The following is an 18,219-nucleotide window of genomic DNA, read 5'->3' as shown; positions in this document are numbered from 1 at the left end:
TACCTGCTCGCGTAATTGTTACTAAAGATTTCCGTGGAGCGTATCGAGGCTTTATGACGATATTGCTACAGAAATCAGTGGCGAGCGCAGGGGCGACGATTCTTCATGGAGCGGGGGCTGTTGTGTACCGATCGATGATCCGCTGGATCTCTCCCGAGGCCTTCATGCGCGCCAGAGTGTTGAGGATTTCCTGCGCGGGGATGTCCGGGTCATTGCGCACGATGCAGCCGGTTTCCTGTTCGCTGATCCTTGAAACGGCCTCGAGGCGTTTGTGGTCGGGCAGATCGCGGTTGATCCAGTCCATGACCAGTTGGCTGGCAATCGCGTAGTGATAGCGACCGGCGATGAGTTTGCGCAATGCATGCTCCTGGCTGCGTGCGTCTTCACGCACCAGTTTGTGGTTGGCGAACAAATGATCCATGGTCGGGTAGCTGTATCCCAGCACGGTGCCGATGGTTTCATGATCGAACTGATCGGGGTAAGGGCCTGCCGCGGTTTCGGCTGATGCGATCAGCAGGTCGCGCTGATACATGACTGGCACGCTCCACAGATAATCCCCCGACAGCTCCGGCACCCAGGCCTTGGCGGTGTAGCAGCGCACATCCACTTCGCCGTGCTCCAGCGCCGGCTGAACGCGCAGACGTGGCAGCACGTGGTACTCGGCGGTTCTGCCTAACTGATGCGTCAGGCTCTGCATGATGTCGAACAGGATGCCGGAAGTGGGCTGGTGGTTCTCGATACGGATCAAGGGCATCGACCAGCTTTCGGCCACGGAAAAGCGCAGCGGGGTTTCGGCGGCGCTGATCAATGGGCTGAACAGAAATGAAATGCACAACAGAATCGGGTTTCGACGCATGGAGGGCCCCAGCCACAATCCGCACTATGCGGCTTTTAAAAGACCGCATACAGAGTGCCCTTGCACGTCATTCGTTCAGCTCGTGGTTGTGCATCCGCTGGTGAAATCCATGACTATCCTGACGGGCTCTGAGGGAATGTAGCCGCGTTTTGCGGATAACGCTTTTAACAGGCGTTTTTACACGTCCTTCCCCCGAATGTCCTGAAGCCCGGTCTGAACCTCAACCCAGCGCCTTGATACGCATCGTTCTCCTGAGCATTGGTAATGTAAACAACACCAGCAGCATAGCGGCCGCCGACAGTGCCAGGGGCAGGCCGTGAGCACTGGTGGTCATCGCTGCGCCGCTGACCAGTGGTCCAAGCAGGCTGCCTACCCCCCACAAAAAGCCGGCGCTGGCATTCGCCGTGACCAGATCCTGACCTTTGAAGCCTTCGCCGATCAGAATGATTGCCAGGGTGTAAACCCCGCCTGCAACGGCCCCGAGTACGATCAGGCTTGGCCAGAGTAGCAAGGGATGGTTCATCAGCCATGGCAGGCACGCTCCGATGGCCAGAGACAGGACCCCGCAACCCAGGTAGACCAGAGGCCGGGAAACCTTGTCCGATAGCCAGCCCAGCGGAAACTGCAGAGCGGCATCGCCGAGCAGTATTACTGTCACCATCAGTGCGGCGAGTTTGACGGTGTAGCCGTGTTCGGCGGCATAAACCGGAAACATCGACAGGATCACGCTATCGAAGAACGAGAAGAAGATGATGCCCATGCAGAGCGCCGGTGCAACTTGAATGAAGCCCAGCACCGAGAAGGTTTTGCTTTGCGAGTGTCCGTGCCAGATCACCTGCCGGGGCAAGGTGAAGCTGATCGTCCCCAGTGCCAGCAGATTCCCGAGCACCACCACACCGATCACCTGTAGTCCTGCGGTGCCGAACATGGCCACCATGCCTGGTCCCATCACTTGAAAGATCGTGAAGCAGGTGGTGTAGATCGCAACGATCCTTCCTCGATGGGAGTCCTCGGCGATTTCATTGACCCAGGATTCTCCGATAATGATGATGAGCCCGGCGGCCACGCCCATCACCAGCCTGGCCAGAGCCAGGCCGTAGAGCGTCGATGCGAATACCTCGATGGCTGCAACGCTGAGGGCCGATAGCGCGAAGCACCCCATGTAGATGTGTCTTCGGCTCAAGCGCTGGCTGATCCAGTCCACCATAAAGGCCGACAATATGATGCCGGCCGCTGGCAGTGCAGACATCACACCGATATGAACGCTCGAAGCCTGTGCCTCATAAAGGCGCAACGCAACCACTGGCACGGTCGAACCGATGGTCAGGCCAACGATGGAGACTCCCAGTATCAGAGCCGCCAACAGCATTTTATTCATCGCTCATACCTCGGGCCTGCTGTTGTCCAGGCAGCCCATTCATGCTCCAGCCGCCACAAGATGTTCGTGGATGTCACGTTGCGGTAACGTCGGTTTGGCAATCCGGACACCGTTCACGTAGAGGCAGGACGCCGCAACCCCGTGACCGCCGTAGGGGTTATAGCCTTTCTCCACTACATGCAGGTCGGTGTTCTTGAGTACGGTCTGTGTGTCATGTTTTCCGCGTGCCACCAGCTCATCGATATAGAGGCTGCTGCCAAACAGCGACACGTACATGGAGTTGGGTGCATAAAGAGGGTGTTCAAAGTAGCTCGCCAGTTCGGCGTCTTCTTCATAAGGTTGCACGAAAAACACCGGGGCAAAGAACTCTTTGTAATTGCCTCCCAGCGACAACGGTCGTTCAAACACGGTGGGGCGTATCAATCCACTGATCGGGTTGATTTCACCGCCGTAAGTGCAGTGCTCCCGATACTCCTTGAACATTTTTACGACTTTCAGGGTGTGATCAGGGTCGCTGTTAGGTCCGACGATATTCTCTTTGCAGGCATAGTCACCCACATGCCCCTCGCACTTGGACAACTCTTCGCGCAGGCGATGAATGAATTCGGCATGGATATCCTGGTGGACCAGAATGCTGTTGGGACCGGCGCAATCCTGCCCCTGATTGTAAAGCACCACTCGCAGGGCACTTTCGATGGCGGTGTCGATCGAGGCATCGGCAGCCACTACCAAGGGGTTATGGCCCGCTCCGTTGAGAATGAACAAGGTACGCTTGAGGTAGGACTTGCGGACCTTGGTCGCGTTTTCCGGTGTGCCGGTAAAGATCACCGCATCAGAGATAGCGGCAGTCTGGCTGACGAATGTCTCTTTATCGGCGAAAGAAATATTCAGGTTCGGGAAGAAACGCGCCAGCTGCAGGGATTCCAGCAGTTTTTTATAGTGCGAATGCATGGCGGTCGGCGGTCGAAGCCAGGCTTCATCGGCCATCAATGAAGGAACGATGCCAAAGCATGTCGTTGCATAGATCGGTTGGTTGAGTGGCAGATAACTGGTGACGCAATGCACCTTGCGCTCAAAGAACGGGCTATTGAGTTCCAGGTTCTCCAGAAGCTCGACGCAACGTTCGATTTCATCCACCGCTACGTTGTAGCACTCGAATCCTGAAAGGCTCTCGGCAATCGCTTCTTTATTGTCTCGAAGATGCTGCGCAAAGGCTGCGGCACGTGCCTTGACCTCCAGAAAGTCGATGGCCTCCAGAACTCGTCCGCTGCCTGATGCCGGCACAAGAAGGGGCGAGCGCTGTGTGTCAGGCAACTCGGTAATGGCGTGATTGACTTGCGTACTCATGGTTTCACTCTCCCTGTGATTAACTGCCTGTTCGATCCGTGATTCGAGTTCCATACAAAAAGCCTGCACGCCCATGCGAGTGATGTATTCCTCCAGCCGTGGTCCGCTTTCCTCACCGAACAGGCAGGCATACAGCATCCGGTAAGCCATGTCGTGACTGGGGGCGCCAACCTGATCAAAGAGGTGGGTGAGCGGTGTGTCCGTCATCCGTTGTTTGAGCTGTTCTGACAGTTGGTACAGCAGTGATTCGGCGTACTCGTTGATCAGGCGTGGCTTGAAGCGCGGGGCAATCCTTTCCTGATAGTAGGTAAACGCTTTCTGTATGACGTGGGTGAAGGTTTCATCCGCAAGAATGTCCTGGCGGATTTTTTCGTGCTTGAGCAGGTAATGGTAAGCCGCATCAATATCACCGGGATGACAGGCGGTCAGGATGTTCAGTATCCGCTGGTAGGTGGAGATGCGTTTGCGATGAGTCGGTTGGCGGTGGAAATAAGCAACCGGGTTGTCATCGTCTCCTGCCACCAGTCGTGCATGGTCGGCACGGTAATCGTCATACGCTTTGATCGACACCTGTGGGTGAAAGCGGGTAGTGCGGTAAGGGTTGCTGAACATGAAATGCTGCAACGCTTCTTCAGGCATGTACTTGCTGACTTGCTCCAGCGAGAAACCGTTGCCTTTGCTTTTGGATATTTTCTTGCCGGCAATATCGGTAAAGAGCCCGTACTTCATCAGGATCGGAGCTTGTACTTCCAGAACTGCGCAGATATCACGCACGGTATTCGCGGAGTCCGTCAGGTCCTCGCCATGCATTTCAAAAGAGATATTGCGGTGAATCAGGCGCATTGCCCAATCGGCTTTCCATTGTAATTTGCAGTGTCCGTCCAATACCGACGTGGTGATATCCTCGCCAATTGGCTCATCGGTGTAGTATTCCTGAGAAGTAATACTGTATTCCTCGCCGGGTCTGTTGATCAGCAGATCCGGGGGAATCCGATACGTTATCTCTCCTCGCTGAAGGTCCACGTTGCGGACGACCAGATGCTCAATGATCCGTCCGGAAAATCGCGACACGGGCATGAACATGCTGTAGCTCTTTCTGCGGGTGATCCCCAGACGTGAGGCCACCACCTGATTGATCGACTCCATTCGAGCGAGAAACTGTCGAATGGTCGGGTTGTAGTAGCCGGACCGGTAAAGCGTACTGTTTTCTATCAGTTGATAATCCAGCCCATAAGGTGCCAGTGCATCATCAAGTCTGGCGTTTATGCCAGCAGACAGACTTCTCGCTTTCTCGAACGGGTCGGGAATATCGCACAATGGTAATCCCAGGCAGCTCTGTAGAGCCTGTGGCTGAGCAAAGGTCGCAGGCACTTTCCTCAGGGCGTCCATATCGTCGGAAACAATAAGAAGTCGGGTTTCCCTGCCGGATATTCGTTCAAACGCTGTTCTGACAATGCTGACGCGCAGCACCTCACACAAAGTGCCGATATGAGGCAGCCCGGAGGGACCAAAACCCGCGCCGAAGGCAACGGTTTCTTTATTATCGGCAGTTCTTTCCTGAATTTGCCGAGCAAGACTTTTCCACCACATGCAATGAACTTCCTGTTTGATGCAATTAACCGTCCCCCGCAGGACGTGATGTAAAAAGCGATGACTTCATCGCTGACAGACACGGCAAAGCCCCGAATCGCAAAGGCGGCAAGGCCCAATGGCGAGTGGGTGTTTTTTCAGAGGGGAGGCGAGAAGGTAAAGGCAAAAAGAATGCAGCGACGACTGTTCGTAAGCTGATTATCCAGACAGGCCATGTCCTTGTGGGCATGCACCAGATATAACGACGGGTTCACAATGGAAAGCGACATGGGAGATATCAATAGTCAGATAATTGCCCATACGTTTATGCCGTATGTGCAGTGTTCGATTACAGGCAGACAACCGTAAATCCGGAACAACCGTTGTCTGCCAACCCTTGTAAAATGCAGCGTCCTGATCTGGTATTGATCCTTATCGTGGGTGTTCTCTTCTTGAGGACGACGATAAGTTGTTTGAGCTTACGCCAGCCGTTTATTGAAATTCAATCCCTGCGCGCCAGGAAAACGTTCAACCAGTGGCTTATTCATCTTGCCTTCACCCTTGTGAGCGCATTCTTTATTCGTCCCTGCATCACGGGCAAGGCAGGTGCGCGTTTTCAGACCAGGGTGAGAAACGCCGTACGAGCCAGATAACCCATGAGACCAGATGCAATTTTGCTCTTGCTCCGCTAGCATTAGCGGTCTTCCGCTTCCCAGTTGCGACGGTTTTCAATGAGTTATCAGGTTCTTGCACGTAAATGGCGTCCGCGCTCGTTCCGCGAAATGGTCGGCCAGACCCATGTGCTGAAGGCCCTGATCAATGCGCTGGACAGCCAGCGGCTGCACCATGCCTATCTGTTCACCGGCACCCGTGGCGTCGGCAAGACGACCATTGCGCGGATCATCGCCAAGTGCCTGAACTGCGAAACCGGCATTACTTCAACGCCTTGCGGCACCTGTTCGGTCTGTCAGGAAATCGACGAGGGCCGTTTTGTCGACCTGATCGAGATCGACGCCGCGAGCCGGACCAAGGTCGAGGACACCCGCGAGTTGCTGGATAACGTCCAGTACGCACCGAGTCGCGGGCGCTTCAAGGTCTACCTGATCGACGAAGTACACATGCTGTCCAGCCACTCGTTCAACGCGTTGCTGAAAACCCTTGAAGAGCCGCCGCCCTACGTCAAGTTCATCCTGGCGACTACCGACCCGCAAAAGCTGCCGGCTACGATTCTGTCGCGCTGCCTGCAGTTCTCGCTGAAAAACATGACCCCCGAGCGTGTGGTCGAGCACTTGAGCCATGTGCTGGGTGTCGAGAATGTGCCGTTCGAGGACGACGCACTCTGGCTGTTGGGCCGTGCGGCTGATGGTTCGATGCGCGACGCCATGAGCCTGACCGATCAGGCCATTGCTTTCGGTGAAGGCAAGGTCATGGCCGCCGATGTGCGCGCCATGCTGGGCACGCTGGATCATGGTCAGGTGTTCGATGTGCTGACTGCCTTGCTGGAAGGCGATGCACGTGGGCTGCTGGAGGCTGTGCGTCACTTGGCCGAGCAGGGGCCTGACTGGAATGGCGTGCTGTCGGAGATCCTTAACGTTCTGCACCGCGTTGCGATTGCCCAGGCGCTGCCCGAGGGTGTCGACAACGGTCACGGTGACCGTGATCGCGTACTGGCTCTGGCACAGGCGCTGCCTGCCGAAGATGTTCAGTTTTACTACCAGATGGGCCTGATCGGACGTCGCGATCTGCCGCTGGCACCGGATCCGCGCGGCGGCTTTGAGATGGTGCTGCTGCGCATGCTGGCCTTTCGTCCTGCCGAGAGCGCCGATGCGCCGAGACAGCCGCTAAAGCCAGTGGGGATCAACCAGGCCGCAGTTGATTCCCGACCTCCGGTGGCAGTTGCCACTGCCGTTGCCCCGGTTGCTCCCGCTGCTGCGCCCGCACCGGTTGTCGCGCCTGCGCCTGTCGTTGAAAAGCCTGCGCCCGAGCCCGTGCAACCGGCTGTTCAAGAGGCTGCGCCGGTCGAAGAAATCGATCTGCCATGGAACGAGCCCAAGGCCCCTGTTGCCGAGCCGGTGCCTGAGCCTGTCGCTGAGCCAGAGCCAGAACCCGTGCTTGAAACCGTGGCCGAACAGCCCGAGCTGACGCCAATGCCCACGCCCGAGCCTGCCAGCCCCGTGCCGGACGCGCCGCAGGTCCAGCAGCCCGAGCCGGTGGCCGAGCAGCAGGTGACACCGGGCATGCTTGAGGCGATTCCGGATTCGGCCTATATGTCCGCCCCCATGGATCGCGACGACGAGCCGCCTGCGGATGACGACTATGTAGAGCCGGATATCGACATCGATCCTGCTTCCTATAGCTATCTCGATGAGCTGGCCCACGAAAGTGTTACCGAAGCCGAGGCATCGGAGCCCGAGCCAGAACCGGCTGCGATGCCGGCCACGGGCCTTGCGCTGCAATGGCTGGAAATGTTCCCGCAGTTGCCCATTTCAGGCATGACAGGCAGCATCGCCGCCAACTGCACCCTGATCAAGGCCGAAGGCGATAACTGGCTGCTGCACCTGGACCCGGCCCACAGTGCCTTGTTCAACTCGACTCAGCAGCGTCGCCTCAATGATGCGTTGAACCAGTTCCATGGTCGCACGATCAATTTGAGTATCGAGCTGATCAAGCCCGAGCAGGAAACCCCTGCCCAGGCGGCGTCCCGCTTGCGTGCCGAGCGTCAGCGTCAGGCCGAGGCTTCGATTCATGCCGATCCGTTCATCCAGCAGATGTTGCAACAGTTTGGCGCAGTGATCCGGGAGGATACGATCAAACCCGTGGACGCTCCCGTAGCGCAGACTCATTAACTGACGGCTCGACGCCTGTGGCGTTGCGCAAACGAACCATCCATTTTCGAGGAGATATCCCATGATGAAAGGTGGCATGGCTGGCCTGATGAAGCAGGCCCAGCAAATGCAGGAAAAAATGGCCAAGATGCAGGAAGAACTGGCCAACGCGGAAGTGACCGGTCAATCGGGCGCAGGCTTGGTGAGCGTGGTGATGACCGGTCGTCATGACGTCAAGCGCATCACCCTGGATGACAGCCTGATGCAGGAAGACAAGGAAGTGCTGGAAGACCTGGTTGCCGCCGCCGTCAACGACGCCGTGCGCAAGATCGAACAAGCCAGCCAGGAAAAGACCGCCAGCATGACCGCAGGCATGCAACTGCCGCCGGGTATGAAGCTGCCTTTCTAAATCTGGCATTTTCGCGACTGAAGTCGCTCCTACCGTAGGAGCGAATTCATTCGCGAACAGGCCCAGAACGGCATCTGTGGCAGGTTTGGTTGACGCTTACTGCAAGGCGCGGGTATAAACCGCGTCTTGTGTTTTTGTCGGACCTTTTTCCATGAGCTTCAGCCCACTGATTCGCCAACTGATCGATGCCTTTCGCGTGCTGCCGGGTGTCGGTCAGAAAACCGCTCAACGCATGGCGTTGCAGTTGCTGGAGCGGGACCGCAGCGGTGGCTCGCGCCTTGCACTGGCATTGAGCCAGGCCATGGAAGGCGTCGGTCACTGCCGCTCCTGTCGCACCCTGACCGAAGAAGACCTATGCCCGCAATGCTCGGACCCGCGTCGCGACGACACGTTGTTGTGCGTGGTCGAAGGGCCGACGGATGTCTATGCGGTGGAACAGACGGGCTATCGCGGGCGTTATTTCGTGCTCAAGGGCCACTTGTCGCCACTCGATGGGCTCGGGCCTGAGGCTATTGGCATCCCGCAATTGCTGGAGCGCATCAACGAGCAGGGCACTTTCACAGAAGTGATTCTGGCCACCAACCCGACAGTGGAAGGTGAAGCCACCGCGCATTACATCGCCCAGTTGCTCAACGACAAAGGCCTGATCGCTTCACGGATTGCCCATGGTGTGCCCTTGGGTGGCGAGCTGGATCTGGTGGACGGCGGGACTCTGGCCCATTCGTTTGCGGGGCGCAAGCCGATAGCCTTGTAAGGTTTTTCGCGACTGAAGTCGCTCCTACGCGGTAGGAGCGAATTCATTCGCGAACAGCCAATTACTGCTCGTTCAACGCAAAGCTGGTCAGGCAGAAGGTCGGGATATTCATGTCGACCAGGCGCTGAGAACCGCCCAGTTCCGGCAGGTCGATGATGGCAGCGGCTTCGTGGATGTGCGCACCCATGCGGCGGATCAGGTTGGCCGCTGCTATCAGGGTGCCGCCTGTGGCGATCAAATCATCGAACATCACCACCGAGTCGCCATCGCACAGGCTGTCGGCATGCACTTCCAGGTAGGCTTCGCCGTATTCGGTCTGGTAGCCCTCGGACAGCACGTCGGCCGGTAGCTTGCCCTGTTTGCGGAACAGGATCAGCGGCTTGTTCAGCTCATAGGCCACGACCGAACCTATCAGAAAACCACGCGCATCCATGACGCCCACATGACTGAAGTCGGCGTCGATGTAGCGCTGCACGAAGCTGTCGATCACCAGGCGGGTCGCCTTGGGGGACTGGAAGAGCGGGGTGATGTCGCGAAAGACCACGCCTGGCTTGGGGAAGTCCACGACTGGGCGAATCAGGGATTTGAAGCTCAATTCATCGAAAATCATTACATATGATCCGGGGCAAGGTTGGCCGGTAGTTTAAGCCGACCCGCCCCGGATCGCACGTTTCAACTTTCCATTGCCCCGCCAGCCAGGGCACAGAGCTGGATCGGGTCCAGAATATGGATCTCCTTGCCTTCGGCCGCAATCAACTGATTCTGCTGGAAACGGGTGAATACGCGGGATACGGTTTCCACGGCCAGACCCAGGTGATTGCCGATTTCGTTGCGGGACATGCTCAGGCGGAACTGGTTGGCCGAGAAGCCGCGTGCCCGGAAGCGTGCCGACAGGTTGATCAGGAAGGTCGCAATACGCTCGTCGGCGGTCTTTTTCGACAACAGCAGCATCATTTGCTGGTCATCGCGTATCTCGCGGCTCATGACGCGCATCAGTTGCCGACGCAGTTGCGGCAGTTGTACGGACAGCTCGTCGAGACGTTCGAAGGGAATTTCGCAGACTGACGTGGTTTCCAGGGCCTGGGCCGAAACCGGGTAAGCCTCGGAGTCCATCCCGGACATGCCGACCAGTTCGCTGGGCAGGTGGAAGCCGGTGAGCTGTTCTTCACCGCCGTCACTGATATTGAAGGTTTTCAGGGCGCCGGAACGTACGGCATAGACCGAAGAGAAGGTATCGCCCTGGCGAAACAGGAATTCGCCTTTCTTCAGCGGGCGACCACGCTTGACGATTTCGTCGAGGGCATCCATGTCTTCCAGGTTCAACGACAGCGGCAGACAGAGCGGCGCGAGGCTACAGTCCCTGCAATGGGCCTGGGTATGAGCACGCACTTTGACCGGCTCGGACATCACTTAATTCCTTGTGGGAAATCACACATAGGTCGTAAGGGTAACTCACGCACGGTGGCTTCGACCAGCGCGTGAAGTGTTCTGTGGTATCAAGGTTATTTCCAATGTGTCGATAAACTTACACAGATTTAACCTTCAAGCAGGTCTTGCCATGTCATCGTCAGGCTCAATTATCGGCGCCATCAGTATTCGCACTCCTGCGGTTCAAACATCTGTTGCTCCCGTTCAGTCCGAAGCAGTTGCTCCTGTAAAAGAAACGAAGGGCATTCAGGTAGATTTATCGAGCGCAGGCAAAGCTGCGGCCTCTTCGTCGTCGAAAAACTCGGATATCGAGCAAAGCGGCCTTCCTGAATCGGTCCAGAAAATTCTCAAGGCTATTCGCGAGCTGCAAAAGAAAATCGCGGAAACCCTGGAGAAGATCCAGGAAGTGCTCAACGACAAGACTCTGAGTTACGACGAACGCCAGACCCGTGCCACTGCACTGCAAACGGTGCTGGGCATGTTGCAGCGGCAGGTGAGCAACTCCACCGCTGACATGGCCAATCTCATGAACCAGATGCAGGCCAGCGATGCCGACAAGGTTAAGGCCGGGGTTCTGGTCATGGCCAAGATGTAAGGGGTCATATCACCCGTGAAAACCGCTGACGGTTCTGCTGGTTCAGATAGCTGTCGAACACCATGCACACCGAACGGACCAGCAGACGACCGGCCGGCAGGACATTGATGCCGGTTGCGGTCAGCTCGATTAGCCCGTCTTGAGCCATCTCGGTCAGTTGCGGCCAAAGCCCCTCGAAATAACCTCTGAAATCGATGTTGAAGGTGTGTTCGATCTTGTTGAAATCGAGGTCGAAATGGCAGATCAGTTGCTGGATCACTGCGCGTCTGATCCGGTCGTCCTCTATGCAGACCAACCCTCGTTTGGTTGCCAGTTGATCGCTGGCCAGCAGCCCTTGATAGTCGTTGAGGTCGCTGCTGTTCTGGCAATACAGATCACCGATCTGGCTGATCGCCGAAACGCCCAGGCCAATCAGGTCGCAATGGCCGTGGGTGGTGTAACCCTGAAAGTTGCGTTGCAGGGTCAGCTCTTCCTGGGCCACGGCCAGTTCGTCATCGGGCAGGGCGAAGTGGTCCATGCCGATGTAGCGATAACCGGCCTTGGTCAGTTGCTCGATGGTGCGCTCCAGCATCAGCAGTTTGGTTTCCGGGCTGGGCAGGTCGGCGTTGTCGATGCGCCGTTGGGGCATGAAACGTTCGGGCAAGTGGGCGTAGTTGAACACCGACAGGCGATCGGGTTGCAGGCTGATGATCTCGTTGACGGTATGGGTGAAGGCGTCGAGGGTCTGTTTGGGTAGCCCGTAGATCAGGTCGATATTCACCGAGCGAAATTGCAGCGTGCGTGCGGCTTCGACGATGGCACGGGTTTCTTCCAGGCTTTGCAGGCGATTGACGGCGCGCTGGACGGCCGGGTCCAGGTCCTGCACTCCCAGGCTGACACGGTTGAAGCCCAGTTCGCGCAACAGGCCCATGGTGGACCAGTCGGCTTCCCGAGGGTCGATTTCAATGCCGTAGTCGCCTGAGTCGTCATCGAGCAGGTTGAAGTGGGTGCGCAGTTTCGTCATCAACTGGCGCAGTTCGTCGTGGCTGAGGAAGGTCGGCGTACCGCCACCAAAATGCAGTTGCTCGACGACCTGGCCCGGCGCGAGATGGCTGGCCAGCATCTGGATTTCCTGTTCGAGCCGTTGCAGATAGGCGTGGGCGCGGCCTCTATCCTTGGTGACGACTTTATTGCAGGCGCAGTAGTAACAAATGTTCGCGCAGAACGGGATATGAACGTACAGCGACAAGGGCCGCACGGCTTTGCGGCTGTCGCGCAGGGCGTGAAGCAGGTCGAAGGCGCCGACTTGTGTGTGAAATTGCACTGCGGTCGGGTAGGACGTGTAGCGCGGTCCTGCCAGGTCGTAGCGGCGGATCAGATCTGAGTCCCAACGAATGGCGTCGAGCATGCGGGCATTCCCCCGGATAGGCTGGCAATGCGAGTGAGTCTACGGAGCAGGCTCCAGGCGGGCGTTGATGTGCGTCAAATACGCGCGCAGGCTTGTCATGAAACTGTCTGCTCGGTGCGCAAACAGATTAATGCCCCATGAGCCAATGCTGATGCGGGCCGGGCAGGGTCCACAGGCCGAACAGGATCACCAGCAGACCACCGGCCATGCGAATACCTCGCTTGCGCAACAGGGCCGTGGTGCGTTCGGCGGCCAGCCCGGTGGCGAGCAGCACGGGCCAGGTCCCCAGACCGAAGGCGAGCATGAGCAAGGCGCTATCGATGGCATTGCCCTGGCTGGCTGACCACAACAAGGTGCTGTAGACCAGCCCGCAAGGCAGCCAGCCCCACAATGCACCGAGCAACAAGGCACGCGGCAGGCTCGATACCGGCAAAAGGCGGTTTGCAACGGGCTGGATATGTCGCCAAAGGCCACGCCCCAGGCTTTCGATGCGGGTCAGGCCGCTCCACCAGCCTGCGAGGTACAGGCCCATGGCAATCAGCAACAGGGCGGCGATGACACGCATCGCCATAGCCAGTGGGCTGTTGGCCACGGCCCAGCCTGCCAGCCCGAGCAGCAGACCGGCGCAGGCATAGCTGAAAATGCGTCCCAGGTTGTAGGCCAGCAACAGGCGAAAACGGCGACTGCGTTGTTCCTTGGGGATGGCCAGGGTCATGGCGCCCATCAGGCCGCCACACATGCCCAGGCAATGACCACCGCCCAGCAGGCCGAGAATCAGGGCGGACAGCAGCAGGGGAACGAGTTCAGGCATCGGGCTTTGTCTCGTCCTGCTTCAACGGCGTGTTCTTGCGCACGGCCTCATCCTGAGCGGCTTGATGGTTGGGGTCCTGATCGTCGAACAGGATGCTGTGGGCCGGGCCTTCCATGTCGTCGTATTGCCCGCTGTCCACGGCCCAGAAAAATACATAGATCGCGATGGCGACCAGCAGCAATGCTGCCGGGATCATGATGTAGAGCGCGGGCATAAAGCCTCCGGAACCGGCTGCCGAGTGACGGGTGCCGATGCCTGAATATTGGGCAAGCGCGTCAGGCGCAAGGCGTTGAGTACAACCGTCAGCGAACTGATGGACATGCCGACCGCCGCCCAGACAGGTGTGATCCAGCCCAGCGCCGCGAACGGCAGCATGAGGCCATTGTACAGGCCGGCCCACAGCAGGTTTTCGATAATCACCCGGCGAGTGCGTCGCGCCAGGCTGAAGGCCTGTACCAGCGCCTGCAAGCGATTGGACAGCAGCACCGCATCCGCGCTGGTTTTCGCCAGATCCGTGGCCGAGCCCATGGCGATGCTGATATCGGCGGCGGCCAGCACCGGCACGTCATTGACGCCATCTCCCAGCATCAGCACCTTGCGTCCCTGTTTGTGCAGTTGTTGCAGCATGGCCAGTTTGTCGTCCGGGCGCAGGCTGCCATGGGCTTCGTCGATGCCCAGGTCAGCGGCAACACTGGCGACCATGGGCGAGCTGTCGCCCGACAGCAGCAGGGTTTTCCAGCCTCGGGCCTTGCAGGCTTGCAACAACTGGCTAGCACCCTCGCGCAGGCGATCATCCAGAACCAGCCATGCCAGTGGCGTCTGTGTATCGCCCAGCAGCAACCATTGGCCCGCTTCATCAGGCATGGCTGGAATCTCGCTGGCGCTCAGGGCGCAGACAAATCCTGGCTGCCCGATGCGCAGACGATAGCTGCCGACGGTGCCTTCCAGACCAAGGCCCGGTGTGCTGTTAACGTTTTCTGCTGCGAGCGGTGCGCGTCCGAATGCACGGGCGATGGGGTGTTCCGAACGGTTTTCCAGCGCGGCGGCCAGACCCAGGCAGGTGTCGGCATCCAGCGTTCCAAGGGGTTTGATGCTGCGCAGGGTGAGTCGGCCTTCGGTGAGCGTGCCGGTCTTGTCGAAAATCACCGTGTCGATCTGGTTCAGGCCTTCGAGCACATGACCGCGGGTCAGCAGCAGGCCGAGCTTGTGCAGGGTGCCGGTTGCGGCAGTCAGGGCGGTGGGCGTCGCCAGCGACAGGGCGCAGGGGCAGGTGGCGACCAGCATCGCCAGCACAATCCAGAAGGCGCGGGCCGGATCGATCTGCCACCAGCACAGGCCGATGACGGCGGCGGCGATCAAAGAGCCCAGCAGGAACCATTGCGCAGCGCGGTCGGCGATTTCTGCCAGCCGGGGCTTTTCGGTCTGGGCGCGTTCCAGCAGACGCACGATGGCCGAAAGACGGGTTTCATGGCCCAGCGCCTGGACATGAATCGTGAGTGCGCTTTCGATATTGAGCGTGCCGGCGGTCACCCTGTCGCCTGTGCTGCGCGGTTGCGGCAGGTACTCACCGGTCAGAAGCGATTCATCGACGCTGGACTGGCCTTCCAGTACCTTGCCGTCTGCCGGGATGATTGCGCCTGGGTGTACCAGAATCCGGTCGTTCAGATGCAGTTCGCTGAGCAGGATTCGCTGAGGCTGGCCGTTATCGTCCAGCCGCAGGCAGGAGGCGGGCAGCAGGTTGACCAGTTGTGCGGTGGCGGCGGCAGTACGTTCCCGCGCACGCCGTTCCAGATAACGACCCGCCAGCAGAAACAACGCAAACATGCCCGCCGCATCGAAATACAGTTCGCCGGTGCCCGTTATAGCGGTCCAGATCCCGGCCAGATAGGCACCGCCGATGGCCAGCGATACGGAAACATCCATGGTCAGGTGGCGAGTGCGCAGGTCGCGCAGGGCACCCCGAAAGAAGGGCGTGCAACTGTAGAAAATGATGGGCGTGGTCAGGAACAGCGCGACCCAGCGCAGGATGGTATGCATCTCGGGGCTGAGGTCGATATTGAATTCCGGCCATGTGGCCATGGTCGCCATCATCGCCTGGAACCACAGCAGCCCCGCGACACCCAGTTGGCGCAAGGCCAGTCGGTTTTCCCTGGCCAGTTGTTCGGTGGCGCGATCAGCCTGATAAGGGTGGGCGGCGTAGCCGATGCTGCGCAGTTCGCTCAACAACTGGCTCAGTGGCAACTGGCTGTCAGCCCAGCGTACGAGCAACCGGTGGCTTGACAGATTGAGCTGCGCCTCGGCGACAGCTGGCAGGCTGCGCAGATGACGCTCGATCAGCCAGCCACAGGCCGCGCAACTGATGCCTTCCATCAGCAGCGTGGTTTCGGACAACTCGCCTTCATGGCGCACGAACGGTGCCTGCACATCGGGGCGGTCATACAGTGCCAGTTCATCTACCAGTTGCGTGGGCAGGCTTTCGGGGTTGATCGAGGTTTCGCTGCGGTGGCTGTAGTAGCTTTCCAGTCCGCCCGCGACGATGGCCTGGGCCACGGCTTGACAGCCCTGGCAACACAGCTCGCGGGTTTCCCCGAGCACGATGGCGGTGAAGCGGCTGCCCGATGGAACGGGCAGGGCGCAGTGGTAGCAGGGTGTGGTCATGGTCTTTTAGTGTTGCCAAGTCAGTTTGGTACCTGTCGCCAGCAAGCTGCCTCCCACATCATTACCTGCCATGCGTTCGATCTGCTCCCACCTCAATTCTTCCCTTGCAGCGGTTCATCGCCCAGGTTCAGCGCCGCATCGTGGCTGACCTGTTCCTCTTCAAACAGACGCCAGGTCTGGCCGTTTTCGGTACCCAGCAGTTCGACGAAGCGGCGGCCTTCGATCCTGTCCTGCAACTGGCCGATGTACCGGCCGGCTTCGGTCGGGCTGCGGCTCAGGAAGATCCGGCGGTCTTTGTCCGGCTGGGTCGGGGAGATCAGGTTCAGTTCCAGGCGTTCAGGCTGGCTGTTGCCGCTCAGGCGCAGTTCGGCTTCGCCGGTCAGGTCGTCCAGATGAATGCTGGCGCGTACCTTGAGCGTCTGGGCCAGCAACTCGCGGTTGAGGGAGCGGTTGATGCCTTTGCCAGCTTCGTAATAGTTGTCGTTGACCAGATTGTCCGGGTTGTTCACGGCAATGGTCACCATGGACAGGCTCAGGGTCACCGAGCAGGCCAGGATGCCGATGATGATCCATGGCCAACGGTGTCTGTACCAAGGACTTGAAGCGAGTACGACTGACATGGCGGGTATCCCTTAGCGTATTTGTGGGCCGATGAACCGGCTCCTGGCTTCGACATGGGTGTCGCTGTTGTCGATGTCCTTGAGGATGAATGTCACCTCGTTGGTGCTCGACGGCATTTTCTCGGGCGCGCTGGACAGCTCTACCGCAATGCTGAGGATATCGCCTGCCGCCACCCTGAGTTCACGTCGGCCTTGCAGTTTAAGGTCCGGCAGGCCGGTGGCTTCGAGGACGTAGGTGTGATCGACCTGATCCTTGTTCATCACCTTCAGGCTGTAGACGTTTTCGATGCGGCCTTCGGCATTTTCGCGGTACAGCACGCGGTCCTTGCTGACATCGAAACCCACCAGCGAGCGCATGAAGAAGGCGCTGGTCAGGAAACCGATCATCAGCAGCAGGACCAGGGCATAGCCAATCAGGCGCGGGCGCAGTTTATGGGTGACTTGGCCTGAGAGGTTGTGCTCGGTGGTGTAGCTGATCAGGCCGCGTGGGTAGCTCATCTTGTCCATGATGGTATCGCAGGCGTCGATGCAGGCTGCGCAGCCGATGCATTCGATCTGCAACCCTTCGCGAATGTCGATGCCTGTGGGGCAGACCTGAACGCACATCGTGCAATCGATGCAGTCGCCCAGGCCCTGGGCCTTGTAGTCCACGTCTTTCTTGCGCGGTCCGCGACTTTCACCACGGCGCGGGTCATAGGAGACGATCAGGGTGTCCTTGTCGAACATGACGCTCTGGAACCGCGCATACGGACACATGTGGACGCACACCTGCTCGCGCAGCCATCCCGCATTGCCATAAGTGGCCAGAGTAAAAAAGCCGATCCAGAAATACGCCCAGCCATCGGCTTGCCCGGTGAACAGTTCGATGCTCAGGTCGCGGATGGGTGAGAAGTAGCCGACGAAGGTCAGGCCTGTCACAAAACCGATCAGCAACCACAAGCTGTGCTTGGCGAGTTTGCGCCCGAATTTGTTGGCGCTCATGGGAGCCTTGTCGAGTTTGATGCGCTGGTTGCGGTCGCCTTCGGTGACCTTTTCACACCACATGAAAATCCAGGTCCAGACGCTTTGCGGGCAGGTATAGCCGCACCAGATGCGCCCGGCATAAACCGTGATGAAGAACAGGCCGAAGGCGCTGACGATCAGGATGCCTGACAGGAGGATGAAGTCCTGAGGCCAGAAGGTTGCGCCGAATATGTAGAACTTGCGTTCCGGCAGGTTCCACCACACCGCCTGATGCCCGCCCCAGTTCAGCCAGACCGTGCCGAAATACACCAGAAACAACCCAAGCCCGCCCAGCATGCGCAGGTTGCGAAACCGGCCTTTGAACGCGCGGGTATAGATGTTTTCCCGCGAGGCGTAGAGGTCGACGGTATTGCCGTCATTCTTGGGTGGAGGGGTGATGTTGTGTACGGGAATCCGGTTGTTCATTGGGGCGTCCCACGGCAGTGGAAAAGTGCCACAGCCAGTACGTGCCGACTGAGGTCAAGAGCGGTTTCTTATGGCGTCCATGATACGCCTGCCCTTATACCTCACGGCTGCGACCTTTGGTCGCGTTGGGTTCCTTTAACGGTTCGTGTAGGTG

The 18,219-nt window shown here is 58.6% G+C and carries 15 protein-coding genes; 4 read left to right on the top strand and 11 right to left on the bottom strand.

Features of this window, described 5'->3' with window-relative positions; all coding sequences use genetic code 11:
- Positions 1-103: 103 nt before the first annotated feature.
- From K5D32_RS19360 to K5D32_RS19350, 3 genes are all read right to left on the bottom strand, one after another.
- A complete protein-coding gene (locus K5D32_RS19360) occupies positions 104-856 on the bottom strand; it encodes an ABC transporter substrate-binding protein (RefSeq protein WP_221601451.1) in 753 nt (250 codons plus the stop codon).
- 220 nt (positions 857-1,076) lie between these two features.
- Positions 1,077-2,234 (bottom strand): MFS transporter, encoded by a 1,158-nt coding sequence (locus tag K5D32_RS19355; protein ID WP_221594368.1) that lies wholly within the window; start codon positions 2,232-2,234, stop codon positions 1,077-1,079.
- A gap of 39 nt (positions 2,235-2,273) precedes the next feature.
- Positions 2,274-5,171 (bottom strand): aldehyde dehydrogenase family protein, encoded by a 2,898-nt coding sequence (locus K5D32_RS19350; RefSeq protein ID WP_221601449.1) that lies wholly within the window; start codon positions 5,169-5,171, stop codon positions 2,274-2,276.
- A 710-nt stretch (positions 5,172-5,881) separates the two neighbouring features.
- Here K5D32_RS19350 and dnaX point away from each other — a divergent pair.
- From dnaX to recR, 3 genes are all read left to right on the top strand, one after another.
- Complete coding sequence (dnaX, locus tag K5D32_RS19345) at positions 5,882-7,996, top strand: DNA polymerase III subunit gamma/tau (RefSeq protein WP_221576494.1); 2,115 nt, start codon at positions 5,882-5,884, stop codon at positions 7,994-7,996.
- A gap of 61 nt (positions 7,997-8,057) precedes the next feature.
- Complete coding sequence (locus K5D32_RS19340) at positions 8,058-8,384, top strand: YbaB/EbfC family nucleoid-associated protein (protein ID WP_025259308.1); 327 nt, start codon at positions 8,058-8,060, stop codon at positions 8,382-8,384.
- A gap of 151 nt (positions 8,385-8,535) precedes the next feature.
- Positions 8,536-9,138, top strand: coding sequence for a recombination mediator RecR (recR, locus tag K5D32_RS19335; RefSeq protein WP_221555985.1), 603 nt, complete (start codon positions 8,536-8,538; stop codon positions 9,136-9,138).
- A 61-nt stretch (positions 9,139-9,199) separates the two neighbouring features.
- Here the strand turns inward: recR and K5D32_RS19330 are convergent, their stop codons facing one another.
- Positions 9,200-9,748 carry an adenine phosphoribosyltransferase gene (locus K5D32_RS19330; RefSeq protein ID WP_025259310.1) on the bottom strand — a complete coding sequence of 183 codons (549 nt, stop codon included), beginning with the start codon at positions 9,746-9,748 and terminating at the stop codon, positions 9,200-9,202.
- A gap of 62 nt (positions 9,749-9,810) precedes the next feature.
- Positions 9,811-10,545 carry a fumarate/nitrate reduction transcriptional regulator Fnr gene (gene fnr, locus K5D32_RS19325; protein ID WP_198724791.1) on the bottom strand — a complete coding sequence of 245 codons (735 nt, stop codon included), beginning with the start codon at positions 10,543-10,545 and terminating at the stop codon, positions 9,811-9,813.
- Positions 10,546-10,696: 151 nt separating this feature from the next.
- Between fnr and K5D32_RS19320 the strand changes: the two genes are divergently transcribed.
- On the top strand, positions 10,697-11,161 hold the full coding sequence (locus tag K5D32_RS19320) for a chemotaxis protein (protein WP_221555983.1): 465 nt from the start codon (positions 10,697-10,699) through the stop codon (positions 11,159-11,161).
- Positions 11,162-11,165: 4 nt separating this feature from the next.
- Here K5D32_RS19320 and hemN read toward each other — a convergent pair whose 3' ends face one another.
- The 6 genes from hemN to ccoG form a co-directional block, all read right to left on the bottom strand.
- A complete protein-coding gene (gene hemN, locus K5D32_RS19315; RefSeq protein ID WP_221601447.1) occupies positions 11,166-12,548 on the bottom strand; it encodes an oxygen-independent coproporphyrinogen III oxidase in 1,383 nt (460 codons plus the stop codon).
- Positions 12,549-12,675: 127 nt separating this feature from the next.
- On the bottom strand, positions 12,676-13,359 hold the full coding sequence (locus K5D32_RS19310) for a sulfite exporter TauE/SafE family protein (protein WP_221594372.1): 684 nt from the start codon (positions 13,357-13,359) through the stop codon (positions 12,676-12,678).
- Positions 13,352-13,573, bottom strand: coding sequence for a cbb3-type cytochrome oxidase assembly protein CcoS (ccoS, locus tag K5D32_RS19305; protein ID WP_221559356.1), 222 nt, complete (start codon positions 13,571-13,573; stop codon positions 13,352-13,354). The genes K5D32_RS19310 and ccoS overlap by 8 nt, the downstream gene beginning before the upstream one ends.
- Entirely contained in the window at positions 13,552-16,017 is a 2,466-nt protein-coding gene (locus tag K5D32_RS19300) for a heavy metal translocating P-type ATPase (protein WP_221601445.1), read from the bottom strand. Before K5D32_RS19300 ends, ccoS begins: the two co-directional genes overlap by 22 nt.
- A 92-nt stretch (positions 16,018-16,109) precedes the next feature.
- The gene (locus tag K5D32_RS19295) at positions 16,110-16,637 is read right to left on the bottom strand and encodes a FixH family protein (RefSeq protein WP_221601443.1); all 528 of its coding nucleotides are present in this window, start codon (positions 16,635-16,637) and stop codon (positions 16,110-16,112) included.
- 12 nt (positions 16,638-16,649) lie between these two features.
- A complete protein-coding gene (ccoG, locus tag K5D32_RS19290) occupies positions 16,650-18,065 on the bottom strand; it encodes a cytochrome c oxidase accessory protein CcoG (protein WP_221601441.1) in 1,416 nt (471 codons plus the stop codon).
- Positions 18,066-18,219 lie beyond the last annotated feature (154 nt).

Source organism: Pseudomonas cichorii, assembly GCF_019719005.1.
GTDB classification, from domain to species: Bacteria; Pseudomonadota; Gammaproteobacteria; order Pseudomonadales; family Pseudomonadaceae; genus Aquipseudomonas; species Aquipseudomonas cichorii_E.
Note: the sequence above shows the minus strand (reverse complement) of the source record. Positions and strands in the feature narration are given on the sequence as shown.